The sequence below is a fragment of the Nocardioides sp. GXQ0305 genome, assembly GCF_050880345.1.
Classification (GTDB): domain Bacteria; phylum Actinomycetota; class Actinomycetes; order Propionibacteriales; family Nocardioidaceae; genus Nocardioides.
Map to the genome: position 1 here is coordinate 213,575 of NZ_JBNYXG010000002.1, position 22,256 is coordinate 235,830.

At 72.5% G+C, this 22,256-nt stretch carries 20 protein-coding genes; 7 read left to right on the top strand and 13 right to left on the bottom strand.

The features are described 5' to 3' along the window. Positions 1-213: 213 nt before the first annotated feature. The 4 genes from ligD (ACQ1X7_RS05870) to ACQ1X7_RS05885 all read right to left on the bottom strand — a co-directional run bounded on the left by ligD (ACQ1X7_RS05870) (position 214) and on the right by ACQ1X7_RS05885 (position 3,602). Entirely contained in the window at positions 214-1,119 is a 906-nt protein-coding gene (gene ligD, locus ACQ1X7_RS05870; RefSeq protein WP_432477232.1) for a non-homologous end-joining DNA ligase, read from the bottom strand. 4 nt (positions 1,120-1,123) lie between these two features. After that, positions 1,124-1,873, bottom strand: coding sequence for a L,D-transpeptidase family protein (locus tag ACQ1X7_RS05875; RefSeq protein ID WP_432477233.1), 750 nt, complete (start codon positions 1,871-1,873; stop codon positions 1,124-1,126). Beyond that, positions 1,870-2,793, bottom strand: a complete 924-nt coding sequence (gene ligD, locus ACQ1X7_RS05880; RefSeq protein WP_432477234.1) for a non-homologous end-joining DNA ligase — start codon at positions 2,791-2,793, stop codon at positions 1,870-1,872. Before ligD (ACQ1X7_RS05880) ends, ACQ1X7_RS05875 begins: the two co-directional genes overlap by 4 nt. 83 nt (positions 2,794-2,876) lie before the next feature. After that, a complete protein-coding gene (locus tag ACQ1X7_RS05885; RefSeq protein WP_432477235.1) occupies positions 2,877-3,602 on the bottom strand; it encodes a VOC family protein in 726 nt (241 codons plus the stop codon). Positions 3,603-3,655: 53 nt separating this feature from the next. On the opposite strand from ACQ1X7_RS05885, the gene ACQ1X7_RS05890 reads away from it, so the two are divergent. Continuing rightward, positions 3,656-4,027 (top strand): nuclear transport factor 2 family protein, encoded by a 372-nt coding sequence (locus ACQ1X7_RS05890; protein ID WP_432477236.1) that lies wholly within the window; start codon positions 3,656-3,658, stop codon positions 4,025-4,027. Between the two features lie 73 nt (positions 4,028-4,100). Continuing rightward, positions 4,101-4,958, top strand: a complete 858-nt coding sequence (locus tag ACQ1X7_RS05895; protein WP_432477237.1) for a Ku protein — start codon at positions 4,101-4,103, stop codon at positions 4,956-4,958. 84 nt (positions 4,959-5,042) lie between these two features. Here ACQ1X7_RS05895 and ACQ1X7_RS05900 read toward each other — a convergent pair whose 3' ends face one another. Further along, positions 5,043-6,014, bottom strand: coding sequence for a helix-turn-helix transcriptional regulator (locus tag ACQ1X7_RS05900; RefSeq protein ID WP_432477238.1), 972 nt, complete (start codon positions 6,012-6,014; stop codon positions 5,043-5,045). A 62-nt stretch (positions 6,015-6,076) separates the two neighbouring features. Here ACQ1X7_RS05900 and ACQ1X7_RS05905 point away from each other — a divergent pair, with 62 nt between their 5' ends. The 3 genes from ACQ1X7_RS05905 (at position 6,077) to ACQ1X7_RS05915 (ending at position 9,776) form a co-directional block, all read left to right on the top strand. Further along, positions 6,077-7,564 carry an MFS transporter gene (locus tag ACQ1X7_RS05905; protein WP_432477239.1) on the top strand — a complete coding sequence of 496 codons (1,488 nt, stop codon included), beginning with the start codon at positions 6,077-6,079 and terminating at the stop codon, positions 7,562-7,564. 156 nt (positions 7,565-7,720) lie between these two features. Beyond that, a complete protein-coding gene (locus ACQ1X7_RS05910) occupies positions 7,721-9,001 on the top strand; it encodes a hypothetical protein (protein ID WP_432477240.1) in 1,281 nt (426 codons plus the stop codon). A 10-nt stretch (positions 9,002-9,011) separates the two neighbouring features. Further along, positions 9,012-9,776, top strand: coding sequence for a sulfite exporter TauE/SafE family protein (locus ACQ1X7_RS05915; protein ID WP_432477241.1), 765 nt, complete (start codon positions 9,012-9,014; stop codon positions 9,774-9,776). A gap of 15 nt (positions 9,777-9,791) precedes the next feature. On the opposite strand, the gene ACQ1X7_RS05920 is transcribed toward ACQ1X7_RS05915, so the two are convergent. The 3 genes from ACQ1X7_RS05920 to ACQ1X7_RS05930 all read right to left on the bottom strand — a co-directional run bounded on the left by ACQ1X7_RS05920 (position 9,792) and on the right by ACQ1X7_RS05930 (position 16,625). After that, positions 9,792-10,871, bottom strand: coding sequence for an ABC transporter permease (locus ACQ1X7_RS05920; protein WP_432477242.1), 1,080 nt, complete (start codon positions 10,869-10,871; stop codon positions 9,792-9,794). Continuing rightward, complete coding sequence (locus ACQ1X7_RS05925; protein WP_432477243.1) at positions 10,868-11,701, bottom strand: ABC transporter ATP-binding protein; 834 nt, start codon at positions 11,699-11,701, stop codon at positions 10,868-10,870. The genes ACQ1X7_RS05920 and ACQ1X7_RS05925 overlap by 4 nt, the downstream gene beginning before the upstream one ends. Before the next feature lie 79 nt (positions 11,702-11,780). Beyond that, positions 11,781-16,625, bottom strand: coding sequence for an NAD-glutamate dehydrogenase (locus ACQ1X7_RS05930; RefSeq protein ID WP_432477746.1), 4,845 nt, complete (start codon positions 16,623-16,625; stop codon positions 11,781-11,783). A gap of 128 nt (positions 16,626-16,753) precedes the next feature. On the opposite strand from ACQ1X7_RS05930, the gene ACQ1X7_RS05935 reads away from it, so the two are divergent. Both ACQ1X7_RS05935 and ACQ1X7_RS05940 read left to right on the top strand, forming a co-directional pair. Then, positions 16,754-17,239 carry a DUF2505 domain-containing protein gene (locus ACQ1X7_RS05935; RefSeq protein WP_432477244.1) on the top strand — a complete coding sequence of 162 codons (486 nt, stop codon included), beginning with the start codon at positions 16,754-16,756 and terminating at the stop codon, positions 17,237-17,239. Then, positions 17,236-17,886 (top strand): maleylpyruvate isomerase N-terminal domain-containing protein, encoded by a 651-nt coding sequence (locus ACQ1X7_RS05940; protein ID WP_432477245.1) that lies wholly within the window; start codon positions 17,236-17,238, stop codon positions 17,884-17,886. Before ACQ1X7_RS05935 ends, ACQ1X7_RS05940 begins: the two co-directional genes overlap by 4 nt. 15 nt (positions 17,887-17,901) lie before the next feature. Here ACQ1X7_RS05940 and ACQ1X7_RS05945 read toward each other — a convergent pair whose 3' ends face one another. From ACQ1X7_RS05945 to ACQ1X7_RS05965, 5 genes are all read right to left on the bottom strand, one after another. Beyond that, the gene (locus tag ACQ1X7_RS05945) at positions 17,902-18,066 is read right to left on the bottom strand and encodes a hypothetical protein (protein WP_432477246.1); all 165 of its coding nucleotides are present in this window, start codon (positions 18,064-18,066) and stop codon (positions 17,902-17,904) included. Continuing rightward, on the bottom strand, positions 18,063-18,596 hold the full coding sequence (locus tag ACQ1X7_RS05950; protein WP_432477247.1) for a GNAT family N-acetyltransferase: 534 nt from the start codon (positions 18,594-18,596) through the stop codon (positions 18,063-18,065). Before ACQ1X7_RS05950 ends, ACQ1X7_RS05945 begins: the two co-directional genes overlap by 4 nt. Next, on the bottom strand, positions 18,593-20,221 hold the full coding sequence (pruA, locus tag ACQ1X7_RS05955) for an L-glutamate gamma-semialdehyde dehydrogenase (protein ID WP_432477248.1): 1,629 nt from the start codon (positions 20,219-20,221) through the stop codon (positions 18,593-18,595). The genes ACQ1X7_RS05950 and pruA overlap by 4 nt, the downstream gene beginning before the upstream one ends. A 167-nt stretch (positions 20,222-20,388) precedes the next feature. Continuing rightward, positions 20,389-20,724, bottom strand: a complete 336-nt coding sequence (locus ACQ1X7_RS05960; RefSeq protein WP_432477249.1) for a DUF6912 family protein — start codon at positions 20,722-20,724, stop codon at positions 20,389-20,391. Then, positions 20,721-22,160, bottom strand: coding sequence for a WS/DGAT/MGAT family O-acyltransferase (locus tag ACQ1X7_RS05965; protein ID WP_432477250.1), 1,440 nt, complete (start codon positions 22,158-22,160; stop codon positions 20,721-20,723). Before ACQ1X7_RS05965 ends, ACQ1X7_RS05960 begins: the two co-directional genes overlap by 4 nt. Positions 22,161-22,256 lie beyond the last annotated feature (96 nt).

Here is a 22,256-nt window from a genome sequence, read left to right on the forward strand (position 1 = left end):
CGGCCGGCCGACCTCCCCCTACCGATCGGCCGCCACACTCACGTCCGTTGCCAGGCCGCCTCGCCCCCCCACGAGACTGTCCGGCATGGTCACTCGTCCGGGTCGCACTGCGTGGGACGAGGACGTGCCACCACCGTAGGAGACCCGCGCCCACACCGTGTTCTCGTCGGGTGCACGATCGGTGCACAAGTGGGTAACTACCCGGCGTGTCCCTCAGCCGTCGAGGTCGGCGAGCAGGTCACCACGCTCGGAGACCCGCTCGAGGACCTGCTCGAACCGCAGCTGTTCGAGGGCGACGGGATCCTCCGCGCCCTCCTCGACCTCGGCCCAGGAGAGCGGCGCCGCGACCCAGGGACGCTCCCGTCCCCGCAGGGAGTACGGCGACAGCGTGGTCTTCGAGCCGGCGTTCTGGGACCAGTCGAGGAACACCTTGCCGGACCGCCGGGACTTGGTCATGGTCGCGGTGACCTGCTTCGGGTGGGCGGCCTGCAGCTCCTCGGCGACGGCCTTGGCGAGCCCGGTGGTGCCCTCGGGGTTGAGGTCGCCCGGCAGCGCGGCGTACAGGTGCAGCCCCTTGCTCCCGCTGGTCACCGGGAAGGCCGGGAGGTCCCGCTCGGCCAGCGCGTCCCGCACCAGCAGGGCGACCGCGGCACACTCGTGGAGCCCGGCTCCCTCGCCGGGGTCGAGGTCGATCACCAGCCGGTCGGGGTTGCGCGGCTGCCCGTTGCGGCCGACGGTCCACTGGTGGACGTGGAGCTCCAGCGCCGCCAGGTTGGCCAGCCAGGTGAGCGTCGCGAGGTCGTCGACGACCGGGAAGACCAGGTGGTCGCCGTGCCGCGACTCACCCCGGGACCCGGTGGTCGGCACCCGGGCGGTGTGCACCCAGGACGGCGTACCGGCGGGCGCGTTCTTCTCGAAGAAGCTGGCCTGCTCGACGCCGTGCGGCCAGCGGACCCGCGTGACCGCGCGGGCCGCGAGGTGGGGCAGCATGACCGGCGCGATCCGTGCGTAGTAGTCGATCACCTCGCCCTTGGTGGTCCCGGTACGCGGGTACAGCACCTTGTCGAGGTTGCTCAGCGTGAGGGTGCGGCCCTCGACGTCGACGCGCACCTCGGTCACGAGCTCACCGTCCGACCCCCATCACCGGCGCCCGGTCGGGGTCGAGCCGGCGCATCAGCCGCTTGAGGAACCAGCGGGGTGCACTGACGCACCCCGCGGTCGCGCCGCCGCCGTTGACGTGCAGGAAGATCGCCCCTCCGCGGTGCCGGACCTGACGGCGGTTGAAGCTGGTCGTGACCGCCCACTCGTACTGCTGCCGGTAGTCGCGCAGCCGCTCGGAGGAGTCGGGGTGGCTGGCGCCGAGCCGCCAGCGGAACTCACCCTGCCGCTTGTTGCGGTAGCGGTTGTAGTAGCGCGACTCGTTGTCGAGCACCCAGTAGTCACCGCGCCGGACCTTGCGGTAGCTGGGGTCCCACCGGTCGCGCTGCTGGTGCATGCCGAAGGCCCACGGCAGCCGGAACGTGCCGAGCGGGGTCTTCCCCGACCCCTGGACGCGGCGGGTGGCGCGCACCAGGCCGCCGTAGCCGACCCGGCCGTCGTGTGCCGTGAACTGGCGGCGCCACCGGCCCTCGGAGCGCTGCCAGTAGACGACCCGGGCGTGGTGGCCCGAGGTGCGGTTGACGGTGACCACCTGGCGGGTGCCCGGCCGCAACCGGACCCGCACCCCGTCGAGCCGGACCCGGTCACCGCCTCGGGCTGCCGCGGCGGCGGCCTCGGTCGACGCGGTGGACGCCGGGGACGCGGTGGACGCGGCGGGGCTGAGGAGGGCGGCCGCGAGGGCGGTCGCGGTGAGCAGGGGGCGCAGGTGGTTCACGTGAGGTCCTCGGGGGTCAGGTCGGAGCGGACGCCCTGGAACGACGGCTGGCGCAGGCGATCGTAACCGAGGCCGTGGGTGTCGACGTCGACCACCACCACCGGCTCGACCCACGTGGTGCCGACGGCGTCGACGCGGGGGACCTCGTCGGCGAAGGGGCTCTGCCTCGTGCGCAGGGGGTGCAGCAGGTCCTGGAGGCGGCGAGCGGTGGCGCCGGTGATGCCGCTGCCGACGCGGCCGCGGTACATCAGGCCTCCGGCCGTCGGCTCGCCCACCAGGACCGCAGCGAGCCGGTCGGTCGTGCCGACCTGCGGCCGCCAGCCGCCGACGAGGAACGTGCCGCGGTGGCGGTGGGCCCGCTTGAGCCAGTCCTTGGTGCGGACGTCGAACCGGTAGCGGGAGCTGAGTCGCTTGCTCACGATCCCCTCCAGCCCCTGCTGCCGGGTCGCCTCCCACAGCATCCGGCCGTCGTCGTACGACGCGGGCACCTGCCAGGTCGACTGCTCGAGCCCCAGCCCCTCCAGCAGGGCCCGCCGCTCCTCCAGCGGCCGGCCGGTGAGGTCGTCGCCGTCGAGCCGGAGCAGGTCGAAGACCATCAGCGTGGCCGGGATCCGCTCGGCGAGCCGGCTCGCCTCGGACGCCTTGCGGACGTGCATCCGGTGCTGGAGCACCCGGAAGTCGGGGATCCCGCGGTCGTTGAGCGCGATCACCTCGCCGTCAACGAGGAGGTCCAGGTCGCCGAGCGGCGGCTCGCTGAGGTCCGGCCAGGCGGCGGTCACGGGGTTGTCGTTGCGGCTGGTCATCCGGACGGCGCCGTCCCGGGCGTCGACGAGCACCCGGACGCCGTCCCACTTCACCTCGTGGACCCACCCCTCCCCCGGCGGCTCCCGGTCGGTCGGGGTGGCGAGCATGGGTCGCATGCGGCCCATCATGTCGGTAGTCCAGTGACAAGTGGCCCCTCAGGCAGTCGTCCGAGGGGCCACTCGTCACTGGAGTACCGGCCTCATTCCTGCGGAGCGGGCAGCACGCAGAGCTCGTTGCCGGACGGGTCGAGGTAGAACCGCCACGGCAGGTCGCCCCACTCGGGGTGGAACACCTCGCGTCCGCCGCGGTCGGCGATCCCGCGCGCGACGGCGTCGGGGTCGTCGCCGGGCTCCAGCCGGAGGTCGAGGTGCATCCGGTTCTTGGCGGGGCCCTTGGCCTGCGGCTCGGGGCACAGCTCCAGCAGCGGGCCGCGGCGGGAGGGGTGGCACAGGGTCACCGGCCCGGCCCCCTCGACGCGGGTCCAGCCGGTCAGCCACGACCAGAACCCGGCGTCCCGCTCGGGGTCGGCGGAGTCGAGGGGCAAGGCCGCGACCGGTCCGGTGTCGACGTACGCCGCCCGCGACTCCATCACGCAGAACGGGTTGCCCTCGACGTCGCCGAGCACCACCCACGGGACGTCGCCCTGGCCGATGTCGAGCGGGCGGGCGCCCAGTCCGCGGAGCCGCTCGACCACGGCCGCCTGCTGCGCGTCGCCGTACAGGTCGAGGTGGAGGCGCTGCGGCTCGGCCGGAGCCTCGGGCACCTGCTGGAAGCAGAAGTCGAGGGTCGGTCCGCCGTCGACGGCCACCCGGGTCTCGACGATGCCGGGCTCGTCGGTGAGGTTCTCGCCGCCGAGCGCGGCCTCCCAGAAGTGACCCAGCCGCTGCGGGTCGACCGCGTCGACCACGACGTTCTCGAGAAACATCCGTTCACCCTAGCCGTGGCTCCAGTGTCCCCGAGCGGTGCTTGCATGGCGGCATGACCGACCACGCCGAGCTGATCCAACGCCATATCGAGGCCCTCGAGGCCCGCGACTGGGAGGGCTTCGCGGCCACCCTCCACCCCGACATCGTCTACGAGGCCCACCAGACCCGGGAGCGGGTGACCGGCCGCGAGGCCTACCTCGCGTTCAACCGGGGGTTCCCCGGCGACTGGCACCTCACGATCTCCCGGCTGGTCGCCGACCAGCACGGTGGCGCCGTCCGCACCGACGCCCGCGTCGGCGACGAGACGATGACCGGGATCCACTTCTTCACCGTCGCCGACGGGCTGGTCTCCCACGTCGACGACTTCTGGCCCGAGCCCTACGAGCCGCCGCCCGGGCGGGAGCACCTGGTCGAGCGCTGGTGAGCCGGTCCCCTCGCCGGGCCTGCGTGGCGCCTGACGAGGGCGGCATGGGGGTGCCGACGGCTACCCTCGTCCCATGCGCGCGATCTGGAAGGGCTCGGTCAGCTTCGGGCTGGTCAACGTGCCCGTCAAGCTCTACTCCGCCACCGAGTCCCACGACGTGTCGTTCCGGCAGGTGCACGCCAAGGACGGCGGCCGGATCAAGTACCAGCGGGTGTGCTCGATCGACGGCGAGGAGGTGGCCTACGCCGACATCGCCAAGGGGTACGAGACCGAGGACGGCGAGATGGTGATCCTCACCGAGGACGACATGGCCGACCTGCCGGTGACGTCCTCGCGCGAGATCGCGGTCGAGAAGTTCGTCCCCCGCGACCAGATCGACCCGATGCTGCTGGAGAAGTCCTACTACCTCGAGCCCGAGAACACCGGCGCCAAGCCGTACGCCCTGCTGCGCCAGGCGCTGCTCGACGCCGACCGGATGGCCGTGGTCACCGTGGCGCTGCGGCAGCGCACCACGATCGCGGTGCTCCGGGTCAAGGACGACGTGATCGTGCTGCAGACGATGATGTGGCCCGACGAGATCCGCACGCCCGACTTCTCGATCGACTCCGGCGAGGTCAAGGACGCCGAGGTCAAGATGGCCAACATGCTGGTCGAGACCCTCGCGGGCGACTTCGACGCCTCGGAGTTCGAGGACGACTACGCCGAAGCGGTCCAGGAGCTGGTCAAGGCCAAGATCGAGGGCGGCGAGATCAAGCGGACGCCGACGTCCACCAAGTCCTCCGGCGAGGTCGTCGACCTGCTCGCCGCGCTCCAGAAGTCGGTCCAGGACGCCAAGGACTCTCGCGGCGAGTCCGACGCGGAGAAGCCCGCCAAGAAGAAGGCGGCGAAGAAGTCTCCGGCCAAGAAGGCCGCGAAGAAGAAGGCCAGCTGACGCCGTCGGGGGTCGCCCCGGCTCACCGGGTCAGCCCCACGTCAGCGACTCGGCCGCCGCGCACCCGCCATCGCGCACGATCGCTCAGCCGGGCGCCATCGCGCCGAGCCGGTCCGACCACGCCCGAAGCGTGTCGAGCACGGCCGATGGGGCCTCGTCGACGGTGACGGGAGCGTCGAGGTAGGCCAGCCCGAAGGCGGCCCAGTGCGGGTCGGTGGCCTCGATCTCGAGCCGGCAGGTCTCGGCGTCGTCGGCGACGACCGTGGCCCACCGACCGATCCGGCGCTCGACGTGGGCTCGGGGCGCGTGCACGGTCACCGTCAGCCGCAGCTCCTGCTCCCCCCTTCTGAGCCCCCCGCGGACGTACGCCGCCGCGTCGCCCCCGGGGATCTCGCGAGGCCGGAACACGGCGCGCGTGCCGGCGGGGTCGGCGAGCCGGTCGAGGCGGAAGGAGCGCCAGTCGCGGCGGTCGAGGTCGTAGGCCAGGAGGTACCAGCGACGGCCGACGGTCACCAGCCGGTGCGGCTCGGCGTGTCGGGGAGTGTGCTCGCCCGGGGCACTGCCGCCACGCGCCGTGTAGCCGAACCGGATCCGCTCCTGGTCGCGGATCGCCTGGGCGACGGTCGCGAGCACCGCGGCGTCCACCTCCGGCGCCTGGGAGAACGGCGAGTCGACGGTGGCGGCGCGCAACGACTCGGCCCGGCGGCGGAGCCGCCGCGGCAGCACCTGCACCACCTTGGCCAGCGCCGAGAGCGAGGCCTCGGAGAGCGTGCCGGCGAAGGCGCTCGCGGAGCCCTCGAGGGCCACCACCATGGCGATCGCCTCGTCCTCCTCGACCACCAGCGGCGGCATCGAGCCACCGGCCGCCAGCTGGTAGCCACCGTCGACGCCGCGGCTGGAGTGGACCGGGTAGCCGAGCTCGCGCAGTCGCTCGATGTCGCGGCGGAGCGTGCGCTCGGACACCTCGAGCCGCCCGGCCAGCTCTCCGCCGGGCCAGAACCGGTGGGTCTGGAGCAGCGTCAGCAGGCGCAGGGTGCGGGAGCTCGTGTTCGCCATGCCCCCAGAGTCTCCCACATACCGGTCAAGAAGTGGCCGCAATCGTCTCTAGCGTGGGTGGCATGGCACTCACCACCGAAGTCCAGACCATCGACCCACCCACCGGGCGCACCGCCGACCGGGCCACCGCCGGGCGTACGGCGGCGCTGATCAGCCTGCTCCTCGCCTCGACCATGGAGCTGATCGACACCACGATCGTCAACGTGGCCCTGCCGACGATCGAGCGCGACCTCGGGGCGACCGGTTCTCAGCTGCAGTGGATGGTGGCGGCGTACCCGCTGGCGTTCGCGGTGGCGCTGGTGACCGGCGCCCGGCTCGGCGACGCGTTCGGTCGCAAGCGGCTGTTCCTCGTCGGGCTGGTGACCTTCACGCTGATGTCGGCCGTGTGCGGGCTGGCGCCCGACGCGCAGTGGCTGGTCACGGCGCGAGCCCTCCAGGGGTTCGGCGCCGCGGCCATGATCCCGCAGGTGATGTCGAGCATCCAGGTGATGTACCCGCCCGAGGAGCGGGCGAAGGCGATGGGCGCGTTCACCGGCCTCGCCGGCCTGGCCACGGTCGCCGGGCCCGTGCTCGGATCGATCCTCACCGAGGCCGACATCGCCGGCTCCGGCTGGCGCCCGATCTTCCTGGTCAACATCCCAGTCGGGATCCTCGCGATCGTGGCGGCGATCCGCTTCATCCCCGAGTCGCGCGCGGAGCGTCGCCCCGACCTCGACCCCGCCGGCGTGCTGGTCCTCGGCGGCGGCCTGCTGGCGGTCCTCTACCCGCTGACCATGGGCCGCGAGGAGGGCTGGCCGGCCTGGGTGTTCGCGATGATGGTGGTCGGCGTCGCGGTGCTCGTCGCCTTCGGACGTCGGCAGCACCGGGCCGAGCAGCGGGGCGAGGAGCCGCTCGTCGCGCTCTCCCTCTACCGCAACCGCGGCTTCGCCGGTGGCTCGCTCGTGCTGCTCGTGCTGTTCGTCTCGATGTCGGCGTACTTCATCGCCCAGACCATCTGGTTCCAGGCCGGGCTGGAGTGGTCGGTGCTCAAGGCGGGACTGGTCGGCGTGCCGTTCGCGGTCACGACAGCGGTCTGCGCCGGTGTCGGCGTGACCGTGCTGGCGCCCCGGATCGGGCGGCGGGTGCTGCAGCTGGGCGCGACCGTGCTGGCCGCGGGTGCCCTCGTCACCGCCGCGACGGTGCAGGTGGCGGACCCCTCGACGACGTGGTGGGTCTGGCTGCCGGCCCTCGTGGTCACCGGCGCCGGGTTCGGCCTGATGGTCGCGCCGATCGGCATGTTCACCATCGCGGACGTCCCGGTGGCGAAGGCCGGCGCCGCCTCCGGCCTGTTCAACACCACCACCCAGCTGGCGAACGCGATCGGCGTGGCGGTGCTCGGCACGCTGTTCTTCGAGGTCGCCGAGCGGCAGCTCCCCGCCGTCCCGGTCGACCTGTTCGGACCGGCCTACCAGGTCGTGCTGCTGGCCGTCGCGGTGCTGATGGTGACGGCGTACGCCGCGGCGCGGGCGCTCCCGCAGTCGGCGCCCGAGGAGCCGGCCGAGGTCGCCTGACCCGACGACCGCCCGCCACCCGTGCCGGGTGGCGGGCGGCGGCGCGCTCGGGGCGACGGGCCGCCACCGGTGCGTCCTGCCCCCCGGGTCGTAACGATTCGCGGACGATCCCGACCCACGCTGCGGTGAGCCGATCCTGGGAGGGGACATGCCCGCATGAGCCGGCGCGGCAGGCTCACGTCCGGCGGGAGCGACCGCCGGCTGCGCCTCCTCGCGGCAGCCGCGTGGTGGTTCTTCGCCGGCGCGCTGCTCAGCCGCGGCGTGCTCGCCCTCGCCACTCCTGGGGGCGTCGACGGTGACGCGGTCGCCGACGGCGTGGTCGTGATGCTGGTCCTGCTCGCGTTCCCGCTCGCGGGAGTGCTGATCCTGCGGCGGCAGCCGCGCAACGTCGTGGGGTGGATGCTGTCCGCCATCGGTGTCGTGTGGGCCATCGGCGGGTACGCCGACGGCTACGCGTACTACGGCCTGGTCGTCGACCCGGGCTCGCTCCCGGCCCCGACGGTCGCGGGGCTGGTCGCCAACGGCATCTGGGCGCCGGCGATCGGGTTGACCGGCACCTTCCTGTTCCTCCTCTTCCCGGACGGTCACCTCCCCGGCAGGCGCTGGCGACCGCTCGCCGTCGTCTCCGGTGCCGCGGTGGTGCTGGTCACCGCCTGCGTGTACGCCTCACCGGGCCCACTCGTCGAGGGACCAGCCGCCGGCCTCCCCAACCCGTGGGGGATCGAGTCACTGGGTCGCGCCCTCGCCGTGGCGCTCGACGTCCTGATCCCGATCTTCGCCGTGTGCATCCTGGCGAGTGCCGTCAGCCTGGTCGTCCGGTTCCGGCGATCACGGGGCACCGAGCGCCAGCAGCTCACCTGGCTCGCCGCCGCAGCCGCGACCGTGGGCACCGTGTTCCTCGCGGGCATCGCCAGCTCGCTCGCCTTCCCCGACCAGGCCGACAGTGCATGGCAGGAGACGCTGGACAACCTGGGGTTCCTGCTGCTCGGCCTGCTGCCCCTCACCATCGGCCTCGCCGTCCTGCGGTACCGGCTCTTCGACATCGACGTCGTCATCAACCGGGCGCTGGTCTACGGGTCGCTGACCGTGTGCCTCGCCGGCGTCTACCTCGGCTCCGTCCTGCTGCTGCAGCTGGCGCTGCGGCCGCTGACCGCCAGCTCGGACCTCGCCGTCGCGGCCTCCACCCTGGCCGTGGCCGCGATGTTCGGACCGGCGCGCCAGCGGATCCAGAGCGCAGTCGACCGCCGCTTCTACCGGAGCAGGTACGACGCGGCTCGTACCCTGTCGGCCTTCGGCACCAGGCTGCGTCGGGAGATCGACATCGACACGATCGGTGACGACCTGGTCCGGACCGTGCACGAGGCCGTCCAACCGACGGAAGCCACCTTGTGGCTTCGCGGCGCTCCCGGGCGGGAAAGGCGTCACAGCCGACCGTAGGGTGGCGCGGGTGGACCCGACCGAGCTGCTGCTGGTGCTGGGCGCGGGTCTCGTCGCTGGGGTGATGGCCTCGACCGTGGGCGTCGCGTCGCTCGTCAGCTTCCCGACGCTCGTGGCACTCGGGCTGCCGCCGGTCACCGCCAACGTGTCCAACACCCTCGGGCTGGTGCCCGGCGGGCTCAGCGGCGCGTACGGCTACCGCGAGGAGCTGCGGGCGCACCCGCGGCTGGGCTGGCAGATCCTGTCGTGCTGCGTCGTCGGCGCGGCGGCCGGCGCCGCGCTGCTGCTGGGGCTGCCGCCGGGTGTCTTCGAGGCCGTCGTCCCCTGGCTGATCCTCTTCACCTGCCTGCTGGTCGGTGCCCAGCCGTGGATCTCGGCGTGGCTGCGCCGCACCCACGGTGACGGCACGGAGCCGGAGCTGCGCCACCACCTGTCCCCCACGACCACCTTCTTCGCCACCGTCACCGGGGTGTACGGCGGCTACTTCGGCGCCGGGGCGGGCGTGATGATGGTCGCCGTCCTGGGCCTCGGCACCGACCTGGAGTTCAAGGTGATCAGCGGCCTGCGGACGCTGTCGCTGATGGTCGGCAACGTGGTCGCCGGACTGATCTTCGTCGTCGTCGCCGAGCCCGCGTGGGACGCCGTGGTGCTGCTCGCCGCCGGCTCGGTCGTGGGCGGCTACATCGGCGCCCGGGTCGGCCGGCGGATCCCCGACCGCCTGTTCCGGGTCCTCGTCGTGGTCGCCGGCGTCACCGCCGCCATCACGATGATGTGACCCCCGGGCGGGCGCTCACAGGGTGTCCCAGCGGAAGAGCCTCGCGGCCACGGCGGTGACGACGACCGCGAAGCCCAGCAGGATCGCGCACGGGAGCAGCACCGCGGTCCAGGGCTCGCCACGCACCATGACGTCGAGCATGCCGTCGTTGAGGTGACGCAGCGGCAGGGCCTGGGAGACTCCCTGCAGCCACGTGGGGGCCGCGTCCAGGGGGAAGAACGACCCGCTGAGGAAGGCCATCGGCAGCACGATGAAGTTGGCCATGTTGACCGCCCCCTCGGTCGTCCTGGCCACGGCACCGGCGAGCAGACCGACCGCCATGAAGCACAGCGTGCCGACGACGAGGAGGGGGATCGCGGCCGACCAGGCGCCGGTGAGCCGGAGGCCGAAGGCCGCGGCGCCGAGGCCGAGGAAGATCGCCATCTGTACCAGCGCGACGGCGACCGTCACCATGACCCGCGCCCCCACGACGGTCGAGTTCGGCACGGGCGCGAGCTGCAGCCGACGCAGCAGCTTGGACTGCCGCCACCCCTGCAGGGTCGCGGCGGCCCCGAACGCGGCACTCATCGCGACGGCCCAGCCGAGCAGCCCGGGGGTGACGAACTGGATCGTGCTGAGCGAGTCGTCCTCGACCCGCTGGGTCTCCAGGGCGAACTGCGGCTCGGTGCCGGTGGCGGCGATGTTGGCGTTGTCGACGAACGCGCGCAGCGTGCCCTGGGTGATCGCCGCCTTCACCTGGTCGGTCTGGGTGTAGTGGGCCACCAGGGTGTCGCCGTCCTGCTCGATCGCGACGTCGGCGTCGCCCCGGCGTACCTCGGCGAGCGCAGCGTCGCGGTCGTCGGTGTGCGACACCTCGAAGGTCTGCCGGAACGCCCCCTGCGCCCCGTCGGGCAGGTCGTCGACCAGCGCCACCTCGCCGACCTGGACGAGGTCGACCTTGGACTGGGTCTGGTCGCCGAAGATCCCGCCGAAGAGCACCAGGAACATCAGCGGGAACACGATCGCGAAGAAGACCGAGGCGCGGTCGCGGACGAAGCCCTTGGTGATCGCGACCGCGAGGCTGAAGAACGCCCGGCGGTTCGTGCGGGTGGTCATGCGCGGTACTCGCGGCCGGTGAGGTCCAGGAAGACGTCCTCGAGGGTGGCGGTGCGGACCGACACGCCCTCGAGCCGTCGTTCGGCCGCCAGCCGGGTCAACGCCTCCGCCGGGTCGGTGGTCTCGAGGGTCTCGCCGTCGGCGGTGGTGATCCGGGTCGGCGCGGCCAGCCTCGCGATCAGTGCGGCCGGACTGTCGAGCTCCAGGATCCGCCCGTGGTCCATGATCGCGACCCGGTCGCAGAGCGCCTCCGCCTCGTCGAGGTAGTGGGTGGTGAGCACGACGGTGCGGCCGCTGTCGTTGAGGCCGGAGAGCAGGTCCCACAGGTTGCGCCGCGCCTGCGGGTCGAGGGACGCCGTCGGCTCGTCGAGGAAGACGACGGCGGGGTCGTGGACCAGGGCGCACGCGATCGACAGCCGCTGCCCCTGACCGCCCGAGAGCTGCTCCACGCGGGTGTCGGCCTTGTCCACGAGGCCGACCCGCTCCAGCCACGCGTCGGCCGCGGCGACGGGGACGTCGTACAGCGCGGCGAAGGTGTGCAGCTGCTCGCGGGCGGTGAGCCGCTCGAAGAACGACGACGTCTGGAGCTGCACCCCGATCTGTGGCAACAGGTCCTGGTTGCGCGGCCACGGGGACGTGCCCAGGACCGTCACCGACCCTGCGTCGGGACGGCGCAGCCCCTCCACGATCTCGAGGATCGTGGTCTTGCCGGCCCCGTTGGGGCCCAGGATGCCGAAGAACTCGCCCTCGGCGACCTGGAAGCCCACCCCGTCGACGGCCCGCAGGTCGCCGTAGGACATGGTCAGGTCACGCACCTCGATCGCTGCCATGGCTTCACCCTGTCGAGCCGTCCCGGCGGCGTTCAACCGACTTTGGTCGCCGGTCCGGCGACCTTCGGACACAGTCCGCTCAGCCGGCCGAGAGCAGGCCGCGGACGACGCGCAGCCCCACCGACAGCCGGGCCAGGTCGGCCTGGTCGTCGGCGGTGATCTCCTCGAGCGTGGCGGCTGCGCGGCCCACGGCGACCTCGTCACCCTCCTCCCAGGTGGCGATCCGGGCGGGTGCCGTGTCGCTGTCGGGTGTGGCCGCGAGCACCTTGGCGGTGAGCTCGCCGTGGACGGCGTAGAGGTCGTCGCGGATCGCGGCGCGCGCCATCGTCTGCCACCGGTCCTCGCGCGGGAGCGCGAAGATGCGCTGCATCACGGTGGACAGGCCGAGCCGCTCACCGAGCGCGTAGTGGACCCGCGCGACGTCGGCCGGGTCGAGGCCGTCACGCGTGGCGGTCTCGACGATGCCGAGCAGCGAGTACGACGGGTCGAGGACGGCGACCCGCATCGCGAGGTCCTCGGGCACCCCCCGGTCGACCAGGGTGTCGCGACGGGCCAGCAGCTGCTCGGCCTCGTGTCCGGTCATCAGCTCGGGCAGCCGGGCCATCAACGCCTGCACCGGCTCGCGGAAGTGCTCGACGGTGCCCTCGCTGTCCAGGGGTGGCCGCCGGTTGGTCACCAGCCACCGGGAGGCCCGCTCGACGAGGGTGCGCATCTGGATCCGCATCCGGGTCTGCACGTGCGCGTCGATCTTGTTGTCCCAGGTCTTCAGCTGCTCACGCAGGGCGAGCGACCCGAAGATCTCGCGCGCCACGAAGTTGGCCCGGGTCAGCTCGGCGGCGGTGGCGCCCGTCTCGCCTGCCAGCCGTGGCACGAAGGTCATCCCGGCACCGTTGACCAGGTCGTTGACGACCTGGGTGACGATGATCTCGCGGCGCAGCGGGTGCTCGCGGAGCTGCCGGGCGAACCCCTCCTGCATCGGCCGAGGGAAGTACGCCGCCAGGTCGAAGTCGAGGTAGGGGTCGTCCGGCAGGTCGGAGGCGAGCAGCTCGTCGGCGAGGACGATCTTGGTCCACGACATCAGGACGGACAGCTCGGGCACCGAGAGCGCACCGCCGCGGTCGAGCCGTCGGCGTACCTGCCGGCTGGTGGGCAGCGCCTCGAGCTCCCGGTTCAGCACACCCTGCCGCTCGAGCGTCTTCATCCAGTCCTCGTGGACGTGGAGCAGCGACGGCGAGTTGACGACGGCGTTGGCCAGCGCGAGGTTCTGCTCGTAGTTGTCGCGGAGCACCAGGTCGGCGACCTCGTCGGTCATCTCCGCCAGCAGCGCGTTCCGGCGCTCACCGGTCAGGTCGCCGTCGGCCACCACCCGGTCGAGCAGGATCTTGATGTTGACCTCGTGGTCGGAGGTGTCGACACCGGCCGAGTTGTCGATGAAGTCGGTGTTGATCCGGCCCCCCTCCATCGCGTACTCGATGCGTCCGCGCTGGGTCAGCCCCAGGTTGCCGCCCTCCCCCACGCACTTCACGCGCAGGTCCCGGCCGTCGATCCGGATCGCGTCGTTGGCCTTGTCGCCGGCGTCGGCGTGGGTCTCGTCGGCGGCCTTGACGTAGGTGCCGATGCCGCCGTTCCAGAGCAGGTCGGCGGGTGCCTGCAGGATCGCCTTCATCAGCTCGGCAGGGGTCATCTTGTCGACGCCCTCGTCGATCCCGAGGGCCTCGCGGACGGCCTTGTGCACCGGCACCGACTTCTTCGAGCGGGAGAAGACCCCGCCGCCCTCGGAGATCAGGTCGCGGTCGTAGTCCTGCCAGCTCGACCGGGGCAGCTCGAAGAGCCGCTTCCGCTCGGCGTACGACGTCGCCGGGTCGGGGTCGGGGTCCAGGAAGATGTCGCGGTGGTCGAACGCGGCCACCAGGCGGGTGTGCTCGGAGCACAGCATGCCGTTGCCGAAGACGTCGCCGGACATGTCGCCGATGCCGACCGCGGTGAAGTCCTCGCTCTGGCAGTCGACGCCCATCTCTCGGAAGTGGCGCTGCACCGACACCCAGGCGCCGCGGGCGGTGATGCCCATGGCCTTGTGGTCGTAGCCGACCGACCCGCCGGAGGCGAACGCGTCCCCCAGCCAGAAGCCGTAGTCCTTGGCGACGCCGTTGGCGATGTCGGAGAACGACGCGGTGCCCTTGTCGGCGGCGACCACCAGGTAGGAGTCGTCGCCGTCGTGGCGGACCACGTCGCGGGGCGGGACGGTGCGGCCGTCGACCAGGTTGTCGGTGATGTCGAGCAGGCCCGAGATGAAGGTCGTGTAGCAGGCGATGCCCTCGGCCATCCAGGCATCACGGTCCGAGGGGTCGGGGAGGTTCTTGGCGAAGAACCCGCCCTTGGAGCCCACCGGCACGATCACGGTGTTCTTCACCATCTGCGCCTTGACCAGGCCGAGCACCTCGGTGCGGAAGTCGTCGCGGCGGTCGGACCAGCGCAGGCCACCTCGGGCGACCGGTCCGAAGCGCAGGTGGACGCCCTCGACCCGCGGGGAGTAGACGAAGATCTCGTACTTCGGGCGCGGCTCGGGCAGGTCCGGGATCGCCGACGGCTCCAGCTTGAACGACATGTAGGCGTGCTCGCTGCCGTCGCCGGTGCGCTGGAAGTAGTTGGTGCGCAGCGTCGCGCCGATGTGGGTCAGGTAGGCACGCAGGATCCGGTCGTGGTCGAGGCTGGCGACGTCGTCGAGCGCGTGCAGGATCCGCTTCTCGACCTCGGCCTGGGCGAGCTGGCGGGTGACGTCGTCGTGGTCGGCCGCCGGGTCGAACCGGGTCTCGAACATCGTCACCAGCAGGCGGGTGATGTCGACGTTGCCGGCGAGCGCGTCCTCGATGTAGTCCTGCGCGAACGGGGTGTTGCCCTGCCGCATGTACTTCGCGTACGCCCGCAGCACGGTCGCCTGCCGCCAGCTGAGTCCGGCGTCGAGCACCAGCCGGTTGAAGCCGTCGATCTCGTTGAACCCGTCCCAGACCGCGCGCAGGGCGTCCTGGAACCGGTCGGGCGAGTCGTGGTCGGCGGGCCGGTCGTAGCGCAGCCCGAACTCGTAGATGTACGCGGGGTGGTCGAGCCCGACCAGCACGTAGGGTCGCTCGTCGACGACCTCGACCCCCATCGAGGAGAGCATCGGGAGCATGTAGGACAGGGACAGCGGCGCGCCGGTGCGGAAGACCTTGAGCCGGCCCTCACCGGAGTGGACGTCGCCCTTGGGGTAGAGGCGCATCTCGATGCCCTCGGCGCCGACCGCGTCGAGCAGCTCGAGGTCGGCGGCGCCGATGGCGGCGGGGAAGTCCTCCTTGTACGCCTCCGGGAACGCCTCGACGTAGGTGCGGGCCAGCTCGGCGCCCCGGTCCTCGCCGTACTGGTCCATCGCGGCCGTGACGAAGTCGTCGCGCCAGGAGCGGGAGGCCTCGGCGAGCCGGCGCTCCACCTCGCTGCGGTCGCAGTCGATCAGCTCGCCACCCGGCGGCGGATGGACGACGAAGTGCACGTTGGCCGTGGGCGACTCGCCGAGCCGCACCGAGAACTCCACGCTCTCGCCGCACAGCTCCTCCAGCAGGATCGCGGAGAAGCGCTCGCGGACCGCGGTGTTGTAGCGGTCCCGCGGCAGGTAGACCATCGCCGAGACGTACCGGCCGTAGGTGTCGGGCCGGATGAAGATCTTGACCTGTCGGCGCTCGCGGGCCTGCATCACGGCGACGGCGATCGGTGCCAGGTCGTCGACCGGGGTGTGGAAGAGCTCGTCGCGCGGGTAGGTCTCCAGGGTATCCATCAGGGCCTTGCCGGCGTGGCTGCGCGGGTCGAAGCCGGCCCGCTTCTGCACCTCGCGGGCCTTCTCGCGCAGCAGCGGCACCCGGAGCACCGACTCGGTGTAGGCGGCGCTCGAGAAGAGGCCGAGGAAGCGCCGCTCGCCCACCACCTCGCCCTGCTCGTCGAAGGTCTTGATGCCGACGTAGTCGAGGTACGCCGGACGGTGCACCGTCGCCCGCGAGTTGGCCTTGGCCAGGACCAGCAGCGTCTTCTCGCGCGCCTTCGCTCGCACCGCGGCCGGGAGCTTGCCGAAGGACGTCGACATGTCCTGGTCGAAGCGCAGGATGCCCAGCCCGGTCCCCGGCAGCGCCCGGAGGGCCTGGTCCTCGTCGCTGCCCTCGAGGCGGTACTCGCGGTAGCCGAGGAAGGTGAAGTGGTCGCCCGCCAGCCAGCGCAGCAGGTCCTGGCCCTGCGCGATCTCGTCGCCGCGCAGCGGCGGGGGGTCGGTGTCGAGCTCGTCGACGATGGCCCGGACCTGCTCGTTCATCTTCGGCCAGTCCTCGACCGCGACCCGGACGTCGCCGAGGACCCGCTGCAACGCCTCCTCGACCTCAGCCGCCCCTTCGCGGTCACTCACCCGTGAGACCTCGACGTGCATCCACGACTCACGGATCGCGTCGCCCTCCGGCACCACCGAGCCGTCCGGGACGCCGCGGACCGACTGCAGCTCGCCCGTGATGTCGCGGACGACGTCCATCTGCGGGTGCACGACCAGGCGGACGTCGAGGTCCTGGCGCACCAGCTCCATGGTGAGCGAGTCGACGAGGAAGGGCATGTCGTCGGTGACGACCTCGACCACCGAGTGACCGCCCGCCGACCAGCCGTCGTCGGGCCCGGGCGTGAGCATGCGGACCCGGGCCGTGCCCTGGGGCCGGCTGCGGGCCAGCTCGAGGTGGGAGACCAGCGCCCCGAACAGGTCGCCGGAGGTCCGCTCGGTGACGTCCTCGGCCGCGACGTTGCGGTAGTAGGGCCGCACCAGCGGCCCGGCGGACACCGCGTCGTCCTGCGGGCCGTGTCCTTCCGGCTCGGGGTGGTCGGCAGCCTCGTCGAGGAGGGCCAGCTTCTCGTCGTCGAGCGTCATGGACACGACTCCGACACTAGGACCACCGGGCGGGGTGGACAACAGAGGGTCGGAGCTGTGTCGGGGGTCGGTGGTCCCCCGCCCGCCGGGTGTGACGTCCCCGGCACGGCGTCCGCCATGATGGCGGCATGCCGAAGCGGATCAGCTACCAGATGACCTACGACGCATCCCTCACCGACGTGGCCGCGATGCTGGCCGAGACCGACTTCCGGATCGCCGTCTGCGAGCGGCAGGGCGCGATCCGGTCGGACGCCGAGGTCACCCTCGAGGGCGAGGGCAAGCAGGTCCGGATCGAGCTGGTCCAGCCCGCCACCGGCATCCCGTCGTTCGCGCAGAAGTTCGTCGGCGACGAGATCCACATCGTGCAGGAGGAGTCGTGGGGGTCCGCCGACCGCGCCGACGTCACCGTCACCATCCCGGGCAAGCCGGGCGACATGACCGGAAGCGCCGTCCTGGTCGAGTCCGGCGGCACCACGACCGAGACGGTCGACCTCACCGTGAAGGTCGGCATCCCGCTGGTCGGCGGCAAGCTCGAGGGCCTGATCGCCGGGCTGCTGCTCAAGGCCCTCGAGAAGGAGGAGCAGGTGGGCCAGGAGTGGTTGGCGCGCCGATGACGGGGGCCGACACCCTTCCCGTCGCGTACGGCGCGCTGGCGTCCGTCGTCGGCTCGCTCGCCGACGACGCCGGCTGGGAGCCCACGGGGTGCCGGGGCTGGGCGGTCCGGGACCTGGTGTTCCACCTGCGCGCCGACTGCGTCCGCGCCCTGGTCGCGCTGCACACGCCTGTGAACCGCCCCGCCGACTGCGACGCGGTCGCCTACTGGCGGCAGTGGGGGTCCGACGCCGAGACCGACGAGGAGATGCTGAGCGGCACCCGGATCGAGGCCGGCCCCTACTCCTGGCCGGGTCTGCGGGCGAGCTACGTGGAGGCCGCCGCGGCCGCCGTCCACGCGGTCACCACGACCGACCCGGCGGTCGTGGTCGGCACCCAGGGCCACGCCCTCACGGTCGACGACCTGGCCAGCACGCTGGCCGTCGAGGCCTCGCTGCACCACCTCGACCTGGTCCGGCACCTGCCCGACGCCCCGGGGCCGACCCTCGAGGGGCTCGCCGAGGTCCGCCGGGTCACCGAGGCGCTCCTCGGCCGGGACCTCGCCGGCTGGCCCGACGAGCGGGTCGCCCGGGTGACGACGGGCCGCGCCGAGCCGACCGACGAGGAGCGCGCAGACCTCGGCGACGCCGTCGTCCCCGTCTTCACCTGACCCCAGGGCCGACCCTCAGCGGCGCAGCGGGCGACCCGGGTGCTCCTCCCCGGCCCCGGCCCGGTCCTGTCGCCGCCGGACCCAGATCACGATCCCGAGCAGCACGAAGGGCCCGAACGCCAGCAGCAGCGTGAGCCACTGCTCGACCGGGTGCAGCGGGCCGAGGTGGAGCGGGATCATCGCATCCAGTGTCTCACCGCGGTCGGGCGCGTCAGCAGGGCGCCGGCCCACGTCTCCCCGACGGTGAAGCCGCCCACGCGCGTGAACCCGCAGGACTCGTAGAACGCCACCAGCCGGCCGCCGTTGCCCGCGTAGCAGTCGACCCGGACCTGCTCGACTCCCTGCTGCCGGGCGAGGGCGACGGCGTGCTCGAGCAGCACCCGGCCGGCGCCGCGGGCGGCGGGTTCCCGGCAGGTGACCAGCGCCCGGACGTAGAGCTCGGGGACCTCGGCGGGTGGCACGTGGTCGATCGCTTCCCCGACGCCGAGGAACCCGACCGGCGTACCGTCGGCCTCCGCGAACCAGGCACCGTCACCGCCACACCACTCCGCGGCGAGGGCGCGGCGACGCGGTTGCCCCGACCACGGCTGCTCACCCCACTGACCGGTGAAGCCCTGCGAGACCAGCCACTCGACCGCCCGGTCGAAGAGCCCGAGCACGGCCCCCTCGTCGCCCGGGACGCCCCTCCGGAGCGTCAGGTCGGCCGTCACCCCATGTAGGGGTAGCGGTAGTCGGTCGGCGGGTCGAAGTTCTCCTTGACCGAGCGGGAGCTGGTCCACCGCAACAGGTTCTGCGGCGCCCCGGCCTTGTCATTGGTGCCGGACGCCCGGGCGCCGCCGAACGGCTGCTGCCCGACGACGGCGCCGGTCGGCTTGTCGTTGATGTAGAAGTTGCCGGCCGCGAACCGGAGCTCGTCGCGTGTCCACGCGATCGCCTGCCGGTCCTGGGCGATCACCGCGCCCGTGAGGGCGTACGACGCGAACGACTCCATCTGCCGCACCACCCGCTCGTAGCGGTCGTCGTCGAAGACGTGGACGGCCAGGATGGGGCCGAAGTACTCGTCCTTGAACATCTGGTCGACCGGGTCGGTCGACTCCACGATCGTCGGGCGCACGAACCAGCCCACCGAGTCGTCGAGCTGGCCGCCGGCGAGCAGGGTGAGGTGCTTGTTGGCCCGCACCCGGCCCAGCGCCTTCTTGTGCTTGGCGAAGGCGCGGTCGTCGATCACCGCACCCATGAAGTTGTGGAGGTCGGTGACGTCGCCCATCGCGATCGACTCGGTCTCGGCGATCAGCTGGTCCTTCATCTTGTTCCAGACCGACCGCGCGACGTAGGCGCGGGACGCGGCGGAGCACTTCTGCCCCTGGAACTCGAACGCGCCGCGGATCATCGCGGTGCGGAGCACGTCGGGGTCGGCGCTGCCGTGGCCGACGATGAAGTCCTTGCCGCCGGTCTCGCCGACGATCCGTGGGTAGCCGCGGTAGCCGGAGATGTTCTCGCCGACGGTGCGCCACAGGGTCTGGAACGTGGGCGTGGAACCGGTGAAGTGGATGCCGGCGAGGTCGTAGTGGCTGAGCGCCACCTTCGACACGTCGAGGCCGTCGCCGGGGAGCATGTTGATGACGCCCGGCGGCATGCCCGCCTCCTCGAGCAGCTCCATCGTGAGCGACGCGGCGAGCTGCTGGGTGGGCGAGGGCTTCCAGATCACCGTGTTGCCCATCAGCGCCGGGGCGGTCGGCAGGTTGCCGGCGATGGCGGTGAAGTTGAACGGCGTGATCGCGTAGACGAAGCCCTCGAGCGGGCGGTGGTCGGTCCGGTTCCAGATGCCGCGGCTGTTGGCGATCGGCTGGTCGGCCAGGATCTGCCGGGCGTAGTGGACGTTGAACCGCCAGAAGTCGATCAGCTCGCACGCGGCGTCGATCTCGGCCTGGAACGCCGTCTTGGACTGACCGAGCATGGTGGCGGCGTTGATCCGCTGCCGCCAGGGGCCGGCGAGCAGGTCGGCGGCCTTGAGGATGATCGCGGCCCGGTCGTCGAACGACATCGCCCGCCACATCGGCGCCGCATCGAGGGCGGCCTTGATCGCGGCCTCGGCGTCCTTGGTGGTCGAGTTCTTGAACGTCGCCAGCACGTGCTGGTGGTCGTGCGGCTGCACGACCTTCATCTCCGCTCCTCCGCCGGTGCGGCGACGGCCGTTGACGACGGCGCGCAGCGTGGGCTGCCGCCGCTCCTGTCGCTCGAGCTCGGCCTCGAGGGTCTTCCGCTCGTCCGAGCCCGGCGCGTAGGTGAGGTTCGGCTCGTTGATCGGAGCCGGAGGAGTGGTGATGGCTTCCATGTCTCGACCCTAGCCGGGCACGACGCAGGAGTGCACGGCGTGGGGCGAGAGGTTGAGCAAGCCCGCGACCGACCCTCGAGGCGATGTCCTGAGGAGGGCGCTCTGCGCCCGTCTCGAAGGGTCGCGACGGGCGCGTCGAAGCCCGGCACCTCGCTCGGGTCGGCGACTCAGAGCAGGTCCGGGATCTCCTGCGTCGCGAACCACGCCAGGTCGTCGTCCGGATCGGCGTCGGCGGGCCGGTCGTGGGGGTCGCAGTGGACCGCCACGACGTCGCCGATCGCGACCCGGCCGTCGACGTCCGCGACCTCGGCCACGACGACCACCCGCCGCCGTCCGGGTCCACCCAGGTCGGCGGACACGGCCGCGGCGGTCATCAGCGCGTCGTACTCGCTGGCCTCGTCGTCGTCGGCCGCGACCACCCGCTCGACCCCGGCCGGCACCGTGCCGGTCGCGTGGAGCTGCGTCAGGCCGTCGCGGGTGGTGGCGAGGTAGACGCGGGTCATCGCTCGTCGTCCTTCTTCGACAGCGGCCGCCGGCCGCGGGGGGCTCGGCGGCGGGTGCCACTGGTCGCGTCGACCAGCTCGTCGAGCGCGTCGCTCACGCACTGGCCCAGCACGTCGGCGTCGGGCAGCAGGTCACGGTCGGCCGTGATGCCGTAGAACACGCCGCCGTCGTACGACGTCACGCCGATCGCCAGGGCGTGCCCGGGCAGCAGCGGGTGGACCGGGTAGGTCTCGAGCATCCGGGCCCCGCCCGCGAACAGCGGGGCCTGCGGGCCGGGGACGTTGGTGACGGCGAGCTGGAAGCCGCGGCGCAGCTCCTCCACGGCGACCCGCGCGCCGACGGCGTGGAAGGTGGCCGGGGCGAAACCGGACATCCCGGCCAGCCGGTCGGCGGCCACGCCACGATGGGCCTCGAACGAGTAGGAGACCTGGTGGAGCCGGACGACGGGGCTCGGCTCCCCCACCGGCAGGTCCACCCAGTGGGGAGCGATCTGGCTGCCGAGCGAGGTGGCCTCCAGCTCCTCGTCGATCACGGAGACGGGCGCCACGGCCCGGACCCGGCGTACGCCGCCGAGCGACTCGGCCCGGGTCATCAACCAGCCGCGGAGCGCACCGGCGACCGTCGCCAGCACCACGTCGTTGACCGACCCGCCGCTCGCCTCACGGACCCGGCGGTGGTCGTCGAGCGAGGTGCGGACCGTGACCACCCGGCGCTGCTGGGACAGCTCTCCGGCGATCGGGGACTCGGGCACCGGGCGCCGGTTGGCGAGCGCACCCGCGACCCGACCCGCCCGGTCGGCCGCTCCCCCGGCGGCGCGCAGCGCGGAGGCGGTGTTGGCGCGCACCGCGTCCCAGGCGAGCCGCGGCTCCCTGGCCACGTCGGAGACAGCGGTGGACAGCACCCCCAGCGACGAGGACCGCTGGGCAGGCAGCCACTCGTCGCCTCCGAGCGGGCGCGGCTCCGGCGAGGTGTCGAGCAGCACCTGGCCGAGGTCGACGGTGTCGATCCCGTCGACCAGGGCGAGGTGCGACTTCCAGAGCACGGCGACCCGGCCGCCCTCGAGACCCTCGACGACGTACACCTCCCACAGCGGACGGCTGCGGTCGAGCGGGCGGGAGACGATGCGGGCCACCAGCTCGCGCAGCTGGTCCATGCTGCCGGGCCGCGGCAGGGCCGAGCGGCGGACGTGAAACGCGAGGTCGAAGTGCGGGTCGTCGACCCAGGCGGGTGGCGCCAGCCTCCCGGGCACCGACTGCAGGCGGCTCCGGTAGCGGGGCACGAAGGAGATCCGCTCCGCGACCAGGGCCAGCAACCGCTCGTGGTCGAACCCGGAGGCGCCCGGGTCGAAGATCTCGACGGTCGCCTGGTGCATCGGCGTCGCGGGCGACTCGTGCGCGAGCAGCGCCACGTCGCGAGGGCGCAGCCGCTGGCTCACGGTCCCCATCCCACTCCGTCGGCAGGTCGCTCGTCGCCGGGGCGCCTGCCCGCGGCCTTGGTCACCATGGGATTCTGGCAGAGGTGAGGCGCCCGC